Source organism: Calyptranema fuscum S582 (assembly GCF_055793305.1).
In genome coordinates, this window is record NZ_JBSLYH010000087.1 from 1 (window position 1) to 17,185 (window position 17,185).

Consider the following 17,185-nt stretch of genomic DNA (forward strand, 5'->3'; position numbering starts at 1 on the left):
CGGTGCTCGTTTAGTTGAACGTTTGATTGGGCGTTGGGTTGGGCGTTTGGTTGGACGTTTAGTTGGGCGATCGCTGTCCGTCTACAATCACGATCTGATTTGGGTTGCGTGACGCCTGACCCTGCCATTACCCACGATTCTAAAGAAGGGGTGGCGGATCCTAAGATCAGAGGACATTGGGCTAGGCTGGCGCGCCATTGGGCAAGAGTTCGGGCATGATAGCACGGCGCAGGTTGGTCTTGCTTAAAGCTGCTGTCGTGTTCTTCATCTAAAATAATGATGCCTAAATGAGGCAGGGGACTAAAAATGGCAGACCGGGTGCCAATTACGACTTGCGGTTCACCCCGCAGCATTTGTCGCCAGGTGTCGTAGCGTTCGCCTTCAGATAAGGCACTGTGGTAGACCTGCACCCGACTGCCAAAGCGTGCCCGAAAGCGATCGGTCAGTTGGGGCGTCAGCCCAATTTCGGGAACCAAGACCAGGGCAGACTGTCCCCGTTGCAGCAGCGGGGCGATCGCCTGAAGATAAATTTCGGTTTTGCCAGAACCTGTGATGCCATGCAATAACACAGGCTGATAACCCTGAAGGTTGGCGATCGCCGTTAAGGCAGTGTGTTGATCGGTTGTTAACGCTTTAGGGCGATCGGGCTGGGTGCTTGCCTCGGCTTCGTGGCGCAGAACTTCGCGCGACTGTAACACGACCCAACCTTTTTGCTCCAGGCTTTTGAGCAACGACGAGCTGGTGCGGCAGATTTGTAACACGTCCTGCACCCACATCTCGCCGCCATGTTTGGTTAAGACGGCTAAAATTTCTTGTTGGCGGGGGCTGGGCTGGGTGGGTTCAGCCGGTTCGGTGAGACTGACCGCTTGCCGTAACTTGGGTCGTACAGGTGCTGGGGGTTCTAAATAGCTTTCGACCCAGCCTCGTTGCAATAAATCGCGTAAGCCGCGACTGGCTCCCCGCACTTGCCGTTGTAAATACTGCCAGGTATAATCGCCCTGTTTTTGCGATCGCAACTGTGCCAACAACTGTTGGGCAGTGGTATGCAAAAACAACTCAGCACCGGGAGGAATGGCATCGGGTTTGAGCCGAATGCGCCGTTGCGATCGCCCTAATAATCCGGGCGGTAATGCCACCCGCAACACCTGCATTAAGGGGGTGCAATAGTAATCAGCAACCTGGTGCAACATCGTCCAATAATCAGCAGGAAAAAAGTCGCGGCTGACCACTTCTGCGACCGGACGGATGGAGTCAGGGTCTAAGTTCGTCGGCATCGCATCCAGCAACCGCACAGCAACCGCTCCTAATTGCTGTGCCCCAAACGGCACCGACAGAATATCGCCCACATGGATATTTAAATCTGCTGCGATCGCATAGGTATACAGGTCTTGCGTCCCGGCACAATCGACCAGCACCTCTACCCACCCCGGCGATGAGGGTGGCGCTCCGTCTCCAGGTGCAGACGCGAACTCAGATGGGGCGATCGCCAATTCAGACAAATGCGAATCCATGCCAACGGCTTCTCTAAAACAATAATTCTGACAAAAAACAGGTAATTTGTAAATTGTATCTGATTTCCCATCTCTCACCCAATACTACTCAGTTAACGCCCGTTCGACAAAAAGACAAATTTTTCAGCACACCTCATAGCAATTCTTCAGGGCGTGAAAAACAAGGTGATGTGAGAGCGCCGCACGGCGCTCTCACATCACCCGTAATCGAGTTTCTGACAATTGCCCTTAAATTCTCAAGCGGTTTAATCGCTGAGCAACTCACCAAATCGTTGTCGATATTGGGCTAACTGTTCTTCTGGCGTGAGATAGCGATCGCCCTGTTGGTTGTACCAGTAAAGGGCTTCTATTTCTGTATCGCCATCCTGATACTGCGATCGCCCAATCCCCAAACCCACCTCTGGCATCCACAACGGTTCGCCAATTTGCAGTTGATAGCTGCCATTAACCAACCGATAGACCTCAAACGGTTGATGGCGATCGCATTTCAGATTCCGTATGCTCCATTCCGCATGAGTAGGGTGAGCAACGTCCACCTTTTACAGCAATTTTCAATTGCTTAAGCCACAGATTTTTTGTTGTGTGCCGCGCTCCGCGCGGCACACAACAAAAAATCTAAACATATCCAGGCGCGAAGCGCTGTAAGCTATTTCTGAGCATTAGAGATGGGAGAGTCTCGCAATAAAGCTATCCTCTACTTTATCTTCGATTGCAATTCAGTGCCAATCAAATATATTGGCGATCGAGGTATTGAGTAGCAGGAGGAACTGAAATGCTGTTGAATGCTATAGATAGCTGAGGTTTCAGACGATGCCCACCTTGCTACTGCTACATGAATTTTGGGCAGTCTAATGATCCTGGGAAGTGGTTGTCATGATCTTTCCCACAGAGCAAGCAAATTTGAGGAATCCGCTGCACCAAGGTTGTTATACCTCAGTTTCCTAATTCTTTCTTCCAATCCTCAAACGTAGTTTCTGTTATCTCTCGTGGAGCATAGGGATGTAGCTGGTGGTCTCGAAACTGGATCCATAGATAAAAGTCTTTCATGATACTAAAGTGCTTATCTATGATTTGAGCGATGGGTACTGATTTATTATTTTTAATATATTCTTTGGTTTTTGGGCTCCAATTAAAATCTTCAATATCTTTTGAGTTAAATTCAAATGAATGACCTCCTTCAAATAGAGGTTCTCCTGACTCTGACAATAAATTTTCTATCCGCTTCATCTTAAAGTGTAAAGTTGGTACAGGAACTTTCTTGTGCTGCACATATCTACGCAAATCTTTCACAAACACATTTTCGAAAGTCTCTTTTAAGTATTCAGCTAGTCTGAGTTCATATTCATTGGCAAAATCTCGAATGTCAGGCGAATCATGCTCTTTCAATTTTGTATGAATTACACGAGTATGATCTACAAGCGACAACCATGCAGCAACATAGTTATGGATAAGCCGACCAATCTCGCGTCCGCCAGCTATATGCAAGTTAATATGCTTTTCACTATCACATAAAAACTCGTCGCTATTGGCAGCTTTCATATAGCTCTCGATTGTTCTTCTGAAGTCGATATAGTTGCCTTCAAGAATATAAAAACTATAAAAAATAACTGAAAAGAAATTTTCTCCCATTGTTCTGCACTTAGATGTTTAGAACTACTTCTGCTTTATTCTACTTGACAGAGAAAGACCAAGAGAAATCCAAACTCCTTAAAATTAAGGCATTGAGACAAAGGTATAACGTCCCAGTTAAGCGGCTGCAAGCAACATCCATATCCCCACTAAGCCCCTTTGTTAGTCCGCCCCAACCGGATCGTTATACAGCATTTGATTGCTTTTACTCAATCAAATATTTCAAATTCTTCGAACTACACCGCCCCTAATACTTCATCGATTAAACCAAGCCAATAAGCATCTGCTGGTGTCAATATCCAATCATCCTGCTGTAGTAATCGGCAGATTGTTACAACGTAAAACCACATTAATTCTAGCCTTTGCCGAGCAATATCATTTAAATACTGATATTTGGCATTATCATCCTCAAACTCATTCATTTTCTCAATGTCTTGATTCAATAGAAAGATGTCTTTGTGTTGAATTAAAATGTTTACAGCATTATTAGAATATCTTCCTATCAAGCACTCGATTACATAATTAAATTCATCATAAAGCTTTAGCCAGCCTGGCTCGTTAAATAAGTCATGTTTTCCTAATCTTAACTGACTTACAAGGAGTGCTTGAAAGGTAGACATATCAAATTTCAGGCGTTGATTTTGTGAAGTATTTGAAATGGATAGCTTATCAATCTCACCATCCCAAAAATTAATGGTTGGCTTGATTGATTCGTCATCTTTAAGTCTCTGAACTAATACGAGTTCGTTTAGTAGATCAAGCGCAATTGTAGCTATACGATCAACACTTAAGCTGAGATTTCGCCACAGAAAAGCAGAAAAACCACACACATCGATTGTATTTTCTGGAGAATCGATAAGCGCATATTGATTGCAGAAGTTATCGGAAAGCTCTGCTCTAAACTCTTGGATTTTTTGAAGATAGCCAACGTAGCGCAGTATATATCTCTTTATGACATCCACTGCCAAGCTGGATGCAAACTTCTCGTTTATCTTCCGAATATCGTTGACTATTGTTGTCGCACGTTCAGCAGTTACACCATATGCAACACCTTGTGCAGAGCCGTGGTAAAGGATCTTCGCATCTGGGTAAGCGATGGCATAATCACCTGATGCCAATAGATCAGCAGCAGCACTAGCCGCATAACCCGTTGCAACAGTAATAATTTGGCAAGATTCCCCTTCTTGATTAGGAGTTTTTAATAAGCCTCGTATGAACTGAGCTACATCGACGCTACCTCCCTCACTGTTGATGTAAACAGTAATAGGTTCATTAGATTCATAACGCATTCTGAGAATCTCAGGCTGAACACGGCTAAGCAAATCATGGTCAATTGTGCCGGACACATAGACGGCTCGATGAGGGTTAGCTCTATTCTTTTGAGTTCTAGCAGTTTCTTGATTATTCAGGTCTTTATCTTCAGGTTGTTGAGTAGTCATGGCTTACATTTGCACCCTAAAAAAAATGAACGCAAGACCGTAACTTGTTATGTTGCATCTCCATTCAGGATTTAGGCTGTATAACGGTTCTGGTCAGCGGTTGCCGATACCTTTGCAGCTCCACAAGAGGATTCCATCAATCCGCGGCACCAGAATGGTAGCCTGCTGCCGTAACACCATTTAAGCTGATTAATCCAAGAATCACTATAAAACCTACGTTAAACTTGGCATTATGGCAAATATAGGTTGTAAATTGCATGGGTCAGGCTTGGAAAAAGGTACAAAAACATCGGCAGGCAAAAGCTCAGCTCTCTGAATTGATGAGTAAAGCTGATCAAGTCATTGTTATTCACTACTCCTGTGAAAGTTTCTATGACCGCCCCGATGGCTCATCGCCAAGAATTACATCTATTGCTGTTCGGAATCTAGAATCTGGTCAGACTACATCCTTTTCTATTCATCAAGTGGCAGAACGAAAAGGTTACTCAGCAAGTGATTTAGAGCAGCACTATGACCAATTAGAAAGGCTAATGTTGGACGAATTCTATGACTACGCACGCCGTCATGGATCTCATACCTGGCTGCACTGGAACATGAGGGATATAAATTATGGCTTTCCAGCGATCGCACATCGCTATAAAGTTCTTCAGGGTAATCCTGAAGAGATTAGTGAATCTAAGTTAGTTGATTTGTCTCGACTGCTCATTTCAATTTATGGTGTTGCTTATATTCAACACCCTCGATTGACTAGCTTAGTTGAAAAAAACTCAATATCACATAGAGATTTTTTAGATGGAAAGACTGAGGCAGATGCTTTTATAAACAAACAATATGTCAAACTTCATCAATCTACTTTAAGGAAAGTTGATGTTCTTGCCAACATAGTTGAGCGTGCTGCTGATGGTTCGTTAAAAACGAACTCTAGCCGAAAAGATATTTATGGAAATTACCTTGCAGCCTTTGTTGAGCTGATCAAAGAAAATCCGGTGATAAGCTCAATTGTAGGCGTAATTAGTTTTGTCAGTGCGGTAGTTGGCATACTTGCTTTGTTTGTGAAATAAGTACACTGGTTGCTATCCCACAGATAACCTTGCTGTACTGTTTCAACCTAGAAACAAAGCAGGCTAACTATTAATAGACGGAATTTTTCTGCCTAAGATCCCACCAGGGTCAGTTGGGCGGAAAAATTCTGCCTCAGATCTCAAATTACTACTTGTGCCGATTATTTCCGCATAACACGTTGCTTGAGCTGATTAGCAAGAATCTTTCCGTATGTTTCCAGATTCCTTACGAAGGTGAGCAGATGGACTATTGAATGCACGATACATCTACTTATCTCTCTGCAACCACATCCGCCATGATTCAGCCGTGTGAGGTTAAGTTGGATGGCGTTGGTGTAGCCTCTCCTTGGGAGAATCGCCATTACCATCAACCGATCGCTATCTCATGAATCATGATTTGCCGATACAAAAGCAGCGGTGATTCATCTCACTTCCATAGCAATTGAATGGTCAATCAGTACGGGGTGCAGGGGTAGAACTCCTGTCCTCACCAGCTCTTCGGCTGCTGTACAATCCCAGATTCTTGCCATAAAAAACGGCACAAAGCCTTGGCTTTGTGCCGCTGTTATCATGCTCTTAAGCGATCGCGAGTTGCTAACGCTAGAGAGGAGATCGTCAGACGATTACTGGGCAAGTTTTGCTTCGGTCGCGGCGATCGCCAGCATCGTCTTCAATACGGTGTCGGGGTTGAGGCTGATGGAATCAATTCCGAGTTCTACCAGGAATTCTGCAAATTCGGGATAGTCGCTAGGAGCCTGACCGCAAATGCCGATCTTGCGTCCCGTCGCTTTTGCCCGTTCAATCACGGTTCTGACCATATCTTTGACCGCAGCATTGCGTTCATCAAAGATGTGCGCTACCAGGGCAGAATCCCGATCTAAACCCAGGGTTAGTTGGGTCAGGTCATTGGAACCAATTGAGAAACCATCAAACACTTCAGCAAACTGGTTTGCCAGAATCACGTTGCTAGGAATCTCGCACATGACATAGACTTGCAAGCCGTTTTCGCCCCGCTTCAGCCCATATTTTTCCATTTCGGCTAGCACTTTCCGCCCTTCATCGGGGGTACGACAGAAAGGAATCATCGGAATGACGTTAGTCAAGCCCATTTCATCCCGCACCCGTTTCATCGCAATGCATTCCAAGCCGTAGGCTTCTGCATATTTCGGGTCATAGTAGCGAGAAGCGCCCCGCCAGCCGATCATCGGGTTTTCTTCTTTCGGCTCAAACTCGCGACCGCCGAGCAAGTTGGCATATTCGTTGCTCTTGAAGTCGGACATCCGCACCACAACAGGATTGGGATAGAAAGCAGCCGCAATCATGCCGACCCCATGTGCCAACTTATCGACAAAGAAATCAGTTTTGTTTTCGTAGATGGTGGTAAGTTGAGCAATTTCCCACTTGGCGGCTTTATCTTCTAGCTCGTCGAAGTGCATCAAGGCGAGAGGATGCGCTTTGATGTGATTGGCAATGATAAATTCCAGGCGTGCCAGACCGACGCCATCACAAGGAATGGCAGACAAGCCAAAGGCTTCTTCGGGGTTGCCGACATTCATCAAAATTTGGGTGCGGGTTCGCGGCAAGTTATCGAGAGCGGTTTCGATCACTTCAAACGGCACCAGACCGCCGTAAACCTTTCCAGCTTCACCTTCAGCGCAGGAAATGGTAACTTCTTGTCCCGTTTTCAGCAGACCTGTGGCGTTACCACAACCAACGATCGCCGGAATGCCCATTTCACGGGCGATGATAGCGGCGTGGCAGGTGCGTCCACCCTGGTTGGTCACGATCGCACTGGCTTTTTTCATGATCGGTTCCCAGTCGGGGTCGGTCTTGTTGGTAACCAATACTTCACCTGCCTGGAACTCGGCGATTTTATGGACATCCAGAATCACCCTGGCTTTGCCCTGACCAATCATTTCACCGACTGCCCGACCTGAGATCAAGACGTCGCCTGTGCCCTGGAGTTTATAGTTTTTCAGGACACTGCCTGATTTTTGCGACTGCACCGTTTCAGGGCGGGCTTGCACGATAAACAGTTCGTTAGTCAAGCCATCTTTTGCCCATTCAATGTCCATGGGGGTGTATTGACCCCGGCTGGCAGAATAGTGGTCTTCAATAATGCACGCCCATTCTGCTAATTTCAGAATTTCATCATCGGTGATGGCAAACTTATTGCGTTCGCTGACAGGCACAGAAACGTTTTTGGTCAGTTTGGTGCCACCCAGGTCATATACCATTTTGATTTCTTTGCTGCCCAACCGTTTTTCTAGAATGGGGCGGAACCCTTGACGCAGAGTCGGCTTGAACACAAAGTATTCATCGGGGTTAACGGCACCTTGCACCACGTTTTCACCCAACCCATAGGCAGCGGTGACCAAAGCAGCATTCTTGAAGCCGGTTTCGGTATCGATCGAGAACATCACACCCGAGCACGCTAAGTCAGACCGAACCATCTTTTGCACGCCGACTGAGAGTGCCACTTCAAAGTGGTCAAAGCCCTTGATGGTGCGATAGGAAATGGCGCGATCGGTGAACAGAGAGGCAAAACAGCGATGACATGATTCCAGAACTCCAGTTACCCCTTGAACGTTGAGATAGGTTTCCTGTTGTCCAGCAAAGCTAGCATCGGGCAAATCTTCTGCTGTCGCACTGGAACGCACAGCCACGTCTGTATCTAAGCTATAGGTGGCGCATTCTTCCTGATAGGCAGCATCAAAGCGATCGCAAAATTGTGATTTATCACTATACCGTTCACACAATCGTTGGTAGGCAGCCGCGATCGCCGCTTGTAAGTCTTTCGGGAACGGCGTATTGAGAATTAAAGACCGCGCTTGCTTGCCCCGCTCCCGCAGGTTACTCATATCTTCTACATCTAAATCAGCAAAAAGCTGGCGCAATCTTTCTTCCAAGCCAGCTTCTTTAATGAAATAGCGATAGGCATAAGCTGTAGTGGCAAACCCAGTGGGAACGCTAACGCCCTTAGAACTGAGTTGTTGGATCATCTCTCCCAATGAAGCATTTTTACCGCCAACCAGGGGAATATCTTGAATCCCAACTTCTTCAAACCACAAAACAAACATTTCTTCTCTAGCAATTGTTCGACCAGCTTGGTCATGAGTTGTAGAACTAACCATATGCGGGTTCCTCAATGGGTACATCCCACCACAAAGCCCGTCCAAGACTTTGAGTGAGGTCTATGTGGGAAAGCTGAAGCTGGCGATGTGGGGCTTGAAAGGCTCTATTTTTTAACGATCGCCGACTGGAGTTTTGATCCCACTACCCATAGTTGTAGAGAGAAAACGTGAGGAACTTGTGAGGTGTGAGAATCGTTACAGAAATTTTCTAATCCCTCTGGATCTGGATTTGAAACGTCTCGTTACAGCCAGTCTCAATGCCGTGAAGCGTGCAAGGTGAAGAGAGAGAGCCACGCAAAGCGTGGCTCTCTCTCTTCACCTGTAATCTATCCAGGCGCAAAGCACTGGACAAAATAAGTAGCTTTTTTTAAGGACGTGCGCGCCTTCGGCGCGCACGTCCTAGTGTTGCAGGTTCTAAATTTTGCAACGGGGTGCAGGGGTAGAACCCCTGCACCCCGTTGCAAAATTTTTGATTGAGTCTACTAGCGATGTCTGTTGAATGCTGTATCACTCTCTATCTTGCGGCAGATAGATTTTGAGAGCAAAATCCTTTAAAAAATAAAAAGCCCAGTGTTCAGGGACGACCGGGCTGTTGGCTACTCAACTCCTATGGCTTCTATCTTCTCTTGCCAGAACCGCAATCTTCATCCGCAAAATGCGCTAAGAGAATCAGCAATATTGCGCAAGTTTTAGTCCAAACGGTTCAGGGTACCTTTAAAAAATAAAGAGCCCAGCGTTCAAAACGACCGGGCTGTTGGCTACTCAACTCCTATGCCTTACATCATCGCCTAATCAAATGCCTCTCTCCATCCGCAAAGTGTGCGAAGAGTCTCAGCAAGATTACGCAAATTTCAGCCCAACGTGCCATTATTCTCCCTGCAAAAGCCAGAATCCGCTGTAGGTCATGCCCGAATCGTCGGGTTGGATCAGCAAGAAATGTAACTTTTGACTGGCTGACCAGCGTGTTTGATAGGTCTGTGCAGCCGTGATCATCTCTGGGTCTTCAAACGTTGCCACGACCCAGCGATCGACCAGTCCGGCTTCGAGAATCAAACCGTGGGGGCTACCCGGAACATAGCGCAGTGCGGCGGGAACCGTAGACTGAAGCCAACGTGCCAACCGCATTGACTGCCGTCCGCCATCAATAATTACCCCCGGAATGGCAGTCGCCGAGGCAATTTTTAACGAAAGCGGCAAGAGTTCATCGGGCATCGAGCAGATCGGAATGGGTTTATGCCGCATCATGAGTTCTAAATCTCCAGCGGCGATCGCCCCAAAGCGCCATTGTTCTCCCCACAGATCGGCAGGCATGGGCGAAGGGGGCAGTTGTTCTAGCTGAATGGGGTCATAGGTCTGTTGCGTATAATTTGCCATCGCAGAATAGTCCAGGGCACGGTCTTTGAGCCGTTGTTTTAATGCCGGGGTACGTCGAGTTTGTTCTAACGCGATGCCCAATGCATCACACGCCAATGCCATGAGATGGGCAGTTTGCGGGCGAAATACCTGAATCACCTGGGGCAAATATCCTGCCTGTTCTGCCTGAGAGCGGAGTTGCTCGGTCAGCCAGTTAGCCGTGGCGACGGGTTGAGGACAAAACTCATAGAACTGAAATTGCAACGTCGGATCACAGACCGCTAATTCCCACAAAGGGTTGCCCGTTGCATCGTGTAACGGACGACGGTAAAAGTCAGCCTGCCAAACATTCATGGGGTGCGCTCTAAAACAGTAAATGCGTTAGGGTGGATGGATCAGATGGACATCTGCTTCACCTTCTCCATTCTCACTATAAAAGCCTGACGGCATAGCAATTGGATTAAGACCCTGATGCGACATTGAGGGTGGATTAATTTTTGAACGTTGTTGCTTCAGGATGCGAAGCGTTAATTTTTTGCGATCGCAGCTTAAAAATATTCACCGCTTCGGATAGTCTCTAAAACAGTCATCAGACAATTCAGTTTTCTATCATGGTGCAAGGAAGGATTTTGGGTGGCAGACCAGCTCCATCTCAGCTTGATTGAACAGGGTGTCGGCGTTTGGAATCGGTGGAGGCAAGAAAATCCAGCGATCCAACCGGATCTCAGTCGAGCGTATTTATTTGAGTTGGACTTGAGGGGAGCGAATCTCAGCCAGGTCAATTTGAGTCGAGCCTGTTTAATTGGGGCGACACTGACCGGCGCGAACCTATCGAAAGTCAATCTTCAGGGTGCCTATGCCACGGGTGCCGACTTGAGCCATACCAATTTAAGAGATGCCATTCTCAGTCAGGCTGACTTGAGCCGTGCCAATTTGACCCATGCAGACCTGAGTTATACGGCAGCCGATGCCACCAACTTTACATCAGCGCACTTAACCGGAGCTTGCCTGGAACACTGGACGATTGATAGCACCACCCAGTTTGACCATGCCCATTGTCGATATGTGTACCTGACGGCACAGCAACGCTGTCCGCAACAGGGTGAGTTGAGTCGTCGAGACGTCAGCAAGCTCTGGTCTATGCTGCTGTCACCGATGCCCCTCTCGTTCCCGCCCCCTGCTCGTTCGCGTCCATCATCCAGGTGGGCATCGCTAATCTCGATCAACCCGTTACGCCTGTTGATCGCCATGACTCTGAGCTTTACCACGACGTTTTTACTCGGAATTCACTATTTACCAGAGGTCATGCCCTGGCTCAATCCGCCTGCCCAGCACAGTCCCGTACCGCATCCCAGGTTGAGCTTAGATCGGTCTCTGTTCGATCATCCGGCTTCCGTTTGGGCGATCGCCGTTAGCCCCAATGGGCAGACGCTTTATAGTGGGCAAGATGATGGCTCGATAACGCGATGGAATTTGGCAACCGGAACACCGATACAAACCCTGACAGAACATTCTGCAACCATTCGGGCGATCGCCATTAGCCGTTCTGGAACAATTCTCACCAGTGCTGGCAGCGACACAACCGTGAACGTATGGGACGTGCCCAGTTTACGCCTGCTCTATTCCTTAAAAGGACATACCACCACGATCTGGACAGTGGCGATCAGCACCGATGAACAGACGCTCGTCAGTGGGGGACATGATGGAGTCATCAACATCTGGGATTTACGCACAGGTTCGTTGCGGCAGACGTTAAATGCCCATAAAGACGTGGTCTGGGCAGTGGCAATTACACCCGACGGCAAAACGCTGATCAGCGGCAGCAAAGATCGAACGATCAAGCTATGGAATTTGCGCACTGGCAAACTATTACGAACGCTGTCAGGGCACAGGGATGGGGTACGAGCGATCGCCCTCAGTCCGGATGGCAAAACCCTGGTCACGGGCAGTTGGGATCAAACGGTTAAGGTGTGGGATGTGCAGACAGGCAAGTTATGGCGAACATTAATCGGGCATACGCGCCGAGTCACCTGTGTTGCCATTAGCCCCGATGGCAATACGATCGCCAGTGGTGCCATTGATCAGACCATTCACCTGTGGGATCTGCACACCGGCATCTTGCAGCAATCCCTTACCGGACATACCGATTGGGTAATCTCATTGGCATTTAGCCCCGATGGGCGATCGCTGATCAGCGGCGGCAGAGATAACACCATCAAAGTCTGGCGCTAACCCGGCAGAACACAGACCTATGAATTCTGACAACTCAAATGGTGCCTTACCCCTGATAATTGAGTATGGGTAAGGTTAGGTTTCAGACTGTAATGATGCTTTGTTGCACTGGCAAAGCCAGTGCAACAAAGCATCATCACCCTGATACACCGACCTTAGGCTGCAAAGCGTATTGAGTCCGACCTGCCTTCCGGCAAAGGCAACTCATTCAATTCACGACTTCGATAAATCCTTATAATCTACAGTTTGACCGCAACTTGGTATATGGCTCAGACAACCACCGTTACAGATCAACAAGTATTACGCCAGACGGTACTCGGCTCCCGTCGCTTTAGCAATTACTTTTGGGCGATCGTCATTTTGTTAGGAGCCACAGGGTTTTTGCTCTCTGGCATCTCTAGCTATTTGCGAATTAACCTGCTGCCGTTTTCCGACCCTACCCAGCTGATTTTTGTGCCGCAGGGGTTAGTCATGGGAATTTATGGCACTCTGGGTTGCCTCCTGTCCCTTTACCTCTGGCTTCTGATTGCCCTGGACGTTGGGGGTGGCTACAACGAATTTGATCGGAAAACAGGTCAAGTCAAGATTTTCCGCTCCGGCTTTTTGGGCAAAAACCGTCGGGTTGAAATTATTCATTCCCTGGATGAGATTCAAGCCATTCGCGCTGAAATTAGAGAAGGGCTGAATCCAAAGCGGGCACTGTATCTACGCATTAAAGGCAAAAAAGATATTCCCCTGACGCGAGTGGGGCAACCCATGGGGTTATCAGAACTAGAAAATCAAGGGGCTGAGTTAGCCCGCTTTCTCAGTGTGCCGCTCGAAGGGCTTTGAATTCGTTAGACTTGCTGGGAAAGCTACGTTGAAACAGGTGGCTGAAAACATGCGAAATAAAATTTATGGTTGGTTTGTGCCGCTCTTATTGGTAGGGGCACTTTTTCTGGGTGGATGTACCACCCCTTCGACTGTTGCATCGTCCCCAACGCCGACCACGGATGCGTTTGCTAACCTGTCGCGGCTCAATGGCGAAGCCACGATAGAAATGGTCGTCAAGGGTTCACCGATTACGATTCAGGTGAATGGTTCCGATGCACCAATCACGGCAGGCAATTTTGTTGATCTGGTGCAACGCGGCGTTTATAGCGGCTTGATGTTTCATCGAGTGGTGCGGCAGCCGTCTCCTTTTGTGGTGCAGGGGGGCGATCCGCTGAGTCTCGATCCAAATCTACCCGCCGCCCAACTGGGGACAGGTGGATTTATTGACCCTGCTACGTCCACCACTCGCTATATTCCCCTGGAAATTAAGCCCGCAGGGGCAGACACGCCGATTTATAGCTCTACCTTCGAGTCGGCTGGTGTTAGCGACCCCCCGAAGCTGCGTCATACCCGTGGAGCCGTCGCCATGGCGCGATCGCAACTGCCAGATTCGGCATCGTCGCAGTTTTATATTGCCCTTGCCGATTTAGATTTTCTCGATGGTAGCTATGCCGTCTTTGGGTACGTCACCAGTGGCATGGAGGTCGTCGATCAGATCCAACAAGGCGATCGCATTGAGTCTGCCAGAGTCATTGCTGGATTAGATAATCTTCAACCAGGTGGGCAATAAAGCCTAACGGTTTCCCAGCAGCCTGGGGAATTGGTTCGGAAGTCCCCCTTATTTAAGGGGGATTTAGGGGGATCTGTGGCAAGCTCATAGAACTCCAAGCTGGTGATTAATGGGCAATGCCATCCCTTTGAATCACACCTCTAAAATCGTCAGTTGCACATGGTGCGGCTGGCGATTTTAGTAGAGTTCAGCGTCACAAATCAGGAAGGACTGCCATACTGGTTAAAAGAAAACGTCAACCAACATATACCCACAATTTGAGATATGGAGCTGCGTGGAACGGATACGCCCCGTTTAGAATGGACGGGCGATTGTTTAGTCATTGGTGTGTTTGAAAATGGCATCGAGTTAAAGGATGACTTAGTCACCCTTGACACCCAACTTTCGGGGACACTGCAAGAGCTCATCAGCGAAATGGAGTTTAAGGGCAAAGCCGAAAGCACCGCCGTTACGCGGGTTGGTAGCAATAGCCCGATTCGCAAGATTGCCGTGGTTGGTCTGGGACAGCCCGACAAATTTACCTTAGAAACCCTGCGACGAGCTGCCGCTGCCGTCGTCCGTCTGGCAAAACGCGAGAAGGTCAAAACCTTAGGGTTGAGTATGCCCCTATTGCCCCACGATGCCACTGCTATTGCCCAGGCGATCGCCGAAGGGATAGAACTCACGCTGCACCAGGACACCCGGTTTAAGTCAGAAAACGATGATAAAGAGCTAAAAATTCAGTACATCGAATTGCTTGGTTTGGGTGACCAGGATGCGGCGATTGCTCGAGCACGTCAAATTTGCCTGGGTGTGATTTTGGCACGAGAATTGGTTGCGGCTCCAGCCAATGTTGTCACCCCCATCACCATGGCAGAAACCGCTGAAGCGATCGCCAATGAGTATGGCTTAGAGCTGGACATTTTAGAACAAGCCGAGTGCGAAAAGCTCGGCATGGGAGCATTTTTGGGTGTTGCCAAAGCCTCTGACTTGCCTCCCAAATTTATTCACCTCACCTACAAACCCAGCGACACCCCCCGACGCAAACTGGCAATTATCGGCAAAGGGTTAACCTTTGATAGTGGTGGTCTCAACATCAAAGTGTCGGGTAGCGGCATCGAGATGATGAAAACAGACATGGGCGGTGCAGCCGCAACCCTGGGAGCGGCAAAGGCGATCGCCCAACTCAAACCCGATGTTGAAGTTCACTTCATCAGCGCGGTTACCGAAAACATGATTAGCGGTCGTGCCATGCGCCCCGGCGATATCCTGACGGCTTCTAACGGTAAGACGATCGAAGTCAACAACACCGATGCCGAAGGACGGCTGACCCTGGCAGATGCGCTGGTATTTGCCGATAAGTTAGGTGTCGATGCGATCGTTGATCTGGCAACCCTGACCGGAGCCTGCGTCGTTGCCCTGGGGGATGACATTGCCGGGTTATGGAGTCCCGATGATGCCGTTGCTGCCGACCTGCTTAAAGCTGCCGAAGCGGCGGGCGAGAAACTCTGGCGCATGCCCATGGAAGAAAAATACTTCGATGCCATGAAGTCGGTCGTTGCCGACATGAAAAACACCGGATCGCGTGCGGGTGGTGCCATTACAGCAGCACTATTCTTAAAACAGTTTGTTAAAGATACCCCCTGGGCACATCTGGATATTGCCGGTCCCGTTTGGGCAGACAAAGACAATGGCTACAACAATACAGGCGGCACCGGATTTGCTGTCCGTACCCTGGTGAATTGGGTCTTGGCATAGTTGAATCGTGTTGTAAACACGAAATTTTGCAACATGGGGGTTTGGGGGCTGCGCCCCCAAACCCCCTCTAAAACTTTTAAGTTGGTGGACTAGACTTGAACAAAGCAGACTTGAACAGAGCAACGCTTTGATTTAATACCCAACCATCCTTCCTATCAATTGAGAAGGTTAGCGGCATGGCAAACGACACAACCCTACTAGACTGGCAACCCCAACCGCCACCTACCGACCTCATCTTCGACGACGGAAAGCCTTTGGAAACAAACCGCCATCGCATCGCCATGAATGTTCTGATTGACTCTACGCTACAAGCCTTTCAGAATCGATCAGACTTCTTTGTTGGCGGCAATATGTTTGTCTACTACAGCCGCACTCAGGCGATGAATCGAGATTTTCGGGGACCCGATTTTTTTGTTGCCCTGGATGTAGATGGCGATCGCCAACGGCAGGGATGGGTCGTGTGGGAAGAAGAAGGGCGTTATCCCGATGTTATTGTCGAGTTAATGTCTGCCAGCACTGCCAAAGTCGATTTGAGCATTAAAAAAGATCTGTACGAACGGACATTTCGCACAGCCGACTATTTTGTTTACGATCCATCTGACCCCGATTCATTGCAAGGTTGGCATCTAGATGGATCGCAACACTATCAACCCATCCAACCCAATGAGCAAGGTTGGCTCTGGTGTGACCGATTACAACTATGGTTGGGTACCTGGGAAGGTCGCATCAAACGCGAACCCCCTACCGGCACCTGCCACTGGCTCAGATTCTTTGATCCACAAAAGAATTTAGTCTTATTGGCAGAAGAAGCCGCCCAACACCGTAGCGATCGCCTTGCTGCACGACTACGTGAACTGGGAGAAGACCCAGAAGCCCTGTAATTTTCTCTGGTCTAAATTCAAGTTAAACGGGCAAACTTGTAGACGGCGATCGCACATTGATCCGCTTTGTAAAGCGTTACCCAACTATTGAGATTGAGGTAAAACGTCTCCCTGATTCACAACAGATTCAAGGATCTTCATCAGCATCAGGTAAAGCCAAAATTTCATCTTCAATCAGTTCTGGCAAATTTTCAGTATGCACATGAAGATGACAAATCGACCCCGTTAACTCAGCCAAAATATCGCCCTTTTGATCGTCCGTTAAATTTGCTAGTTTGAGTTGACTCAAGAGGAACACCACCCGTTCGCATTCCTCACCCAATTCGGTTAGCAAAACCGATAAGGTTGAGTTGACGTGTAGAGGTCGCTCGATATTAGAAATCATGTTCCTCTCCTTAACCGCTTTTCTGCTCTAGCCAAACTTTTTTCTAAACCGAAGGTCTCAGGTAGGAATGCCTTGGTTCATTTACCGTAGTACCAATGCTTCGATCTTATTGTATGAAGTGATGGCGATCGCCAAAATCGTAAACGTGTTCATCTGTATGGCTTATAGCATCGCTTGCAGTTTTTAGTATAGCGAGGGTCTGTATCCCGTAAAAAAACAG

At 48.2% G+C, this 17,185-nt stretch carries 12 protein-coding genes and 1 pseudogene; 6 read left to right on the forward strand and 7 right to left on the reverse strand.

Going from position 1 to position 17,185, the window contains the following annotated elements:
* The 4 genes and pseudogenes from priA to ACR6Z4_RS30850 form a co-directional block, all read right to left on the reverse strand.
* On the reverse strand, window positions 1–1,511 hold a 1,511-nt coding region (gene priA / locus ACR6Z4_RS30835), incomplete at its 3' end, for a replication restart helicase PriA (RefSeq protein ID WP_479721186.1).
* 245 nt (window positions 1,512–1,756) lie between these two features.
* Window positions 1,757–1,993 (reverse strand): annotated as a pseudogene (locus tag ACR6Z4_RS30840) (hypothetical protein); the annotation flags it as partial.
* Window positions 1,994–2,444: 451 nt separating this feature from the next.
* Window positions 2,445–3,140 (reverse strand): hypothetical protein, encoded by a 696-nt coding sequence (locus ACR6Z4_RS30845; RefSeq protein WP_479721187.1) that lies wholly within the window; start codon window positions 3,138–3,140, stop codon window positions 2,445–2,447.
* A 236-nt stretch (window positions 3,141–3,376) separates the two neighbouring features.
* Entirely contained in the window at window positions 3,377–4,579 is a 1,203-nt protein-coding gene (locus tag ACR6Z4_RS30850; protein WP_479721188.1) for an ATP-dependent Clp protease proteolytic subunit, read from the reverse strand.
* A gap of 257 nt (window positions 4,580–4,836) precedes the next feature.
* Between ACR6Z4_RS30850 and ACR6Z4_RS30855 the strand changes: the two genes are divergently transcribed.
* Window positions 4,837–5,640: a hypothetical protein gene (locus tag ACR6Z4_RS30855; protein WP_479721189.1), complete on the forward strand. Its 804-nt coding sequence runs from the start codon at window positions 4,837–4,839 to the stop codon at window positions 5,638–5,640.
* A 623-nt stretch (window positions 5,641–6,263) separates the two neighbouring features.
* Here the strand turns inward: ACR6Z4_RS30855 and ppsA are convergent.
* Together ppsA and ACR6Z4_RS30865 are read right to left on the reverse strand one after the other, a co-directional pair.
* Window positions 6,264–8,774: a phosphoenolpyruvate synthase gene (gene ppsA / locus ACR6Z4_RS30860; protein ID WP_479721190.1), complete on the reverse strand. Its 2,511-nt coding sequence runs from the start codon at window positions 8,772–8,774 to the stop codon at window positions 6,264–6,266.
* A gap of 867 nt (window positions 8,775–9,641) precedes the next feature.
* The gene (locus ACR6Z4_RS30865; protein ID WP_479721191.1) at window positions 9,642–10,481 is read right to left on the reverse strand and encodes a Tab2 family RNA-binding protein; all 840 of its coding nucleotides are present in this window, start codon (window positions 10,479–10,481) and stop codon (window positions 9,642–9,644) included.
* 279 nt (window positions 10,482–10,760) lie between these two features.
* Between ACR6Z4_RS30865 and ACR6Z4_RS30870 the strand changes: the two genes are divergently transcribed.
* The 5 genes from ACR6Z4_RS30870 to ACR6Z4_RS30890 all read left to right on the forward strand — a co-directional run bounded on the left by ACR6Z4_RS30870 (window position 10,761) and on the right by ACR6Z4_RS30890 (window position 16,580).
* Window positions 10,761–12,359, forward strand: coding sequence for a WD40 repeat domain-containing protein (locus ACR6Z4_RS30870; RefSeq protein WP_479721192.1), 1,599 nt, complete (start codon window positions 10,761–10,763; stop codon window positions 12,357–12,359).
* A 264-nt stretch (window positions 12,360–12,623) separates the two neighbouring features.
* Complete coding sequence (locus tag ACR6Z4_RS30875) at window positions 12,624–13,190, forward strand: photosystem I assembly protein Ycf4 (protein WP_479721193.1); 567 nt, start codon at window positions 12,624–12,626, stop codon at window positions 13,188–13,190.
* Between the two features lie 49 nt (window positions 13,191–13,239).
* Entirely contained in the window at window positions 13,240–13,962 is a 723-nt protein-coding gene (locus ACR6Z4_RS30880; RefSeq protein ID WP_479721194.1) for a peptidylprolyl isomerase, read from the forward strand.
* A 264-nt stretch (window positions 13,963–14,226) separates the two neighbouring features.
* Window positions 14,227–15,699 carry a leucyl aminopeptidase gene (locus ACR6Z4_RS30885; protein ID WP_479721195.1) on the forward strand — a complete coding sequence of 491 codons (1,473 nt, stop codon included), beginning with the start codon at window positions 14,227–14,229 and terminating at the stop codon, window positions 15,697–15,699.
* A 176-nt stretch (window positions 15,700–15,875) separates the two neighbouring features.
* On the forward strand, window positions 15,876–16,580 hold the full coding sequence (locus tag ACR6Z4_RS30890) for a Uma2 family endonuclease (protein ID WP_479721196.1): 705 nt from the start codon (window positions 15,876–15,878) through the stop codon (window positions 16,578–16,580).
* 127 nt (window positions 16,581–16,707) lie between these two features.
* On the opposite strand, the gene ACR6Z4_RS30895 is transcribed toward ACR6Z4_RS30890, so the two are convergent.
* Window positions 16,708–16,965: a hypothetical protein gene (locus ACR6Z4_RS30895; RefSeq protein ID WP_479721197.1), complete on the reverse strand. Its 258-nt coding sequence runs from the start codon at window positions 16,963–16,965 to the stop codon at window positions 16,708–16,710.
* Window positions 16,966–17,185: the final 220 nt, after the last annotated feature.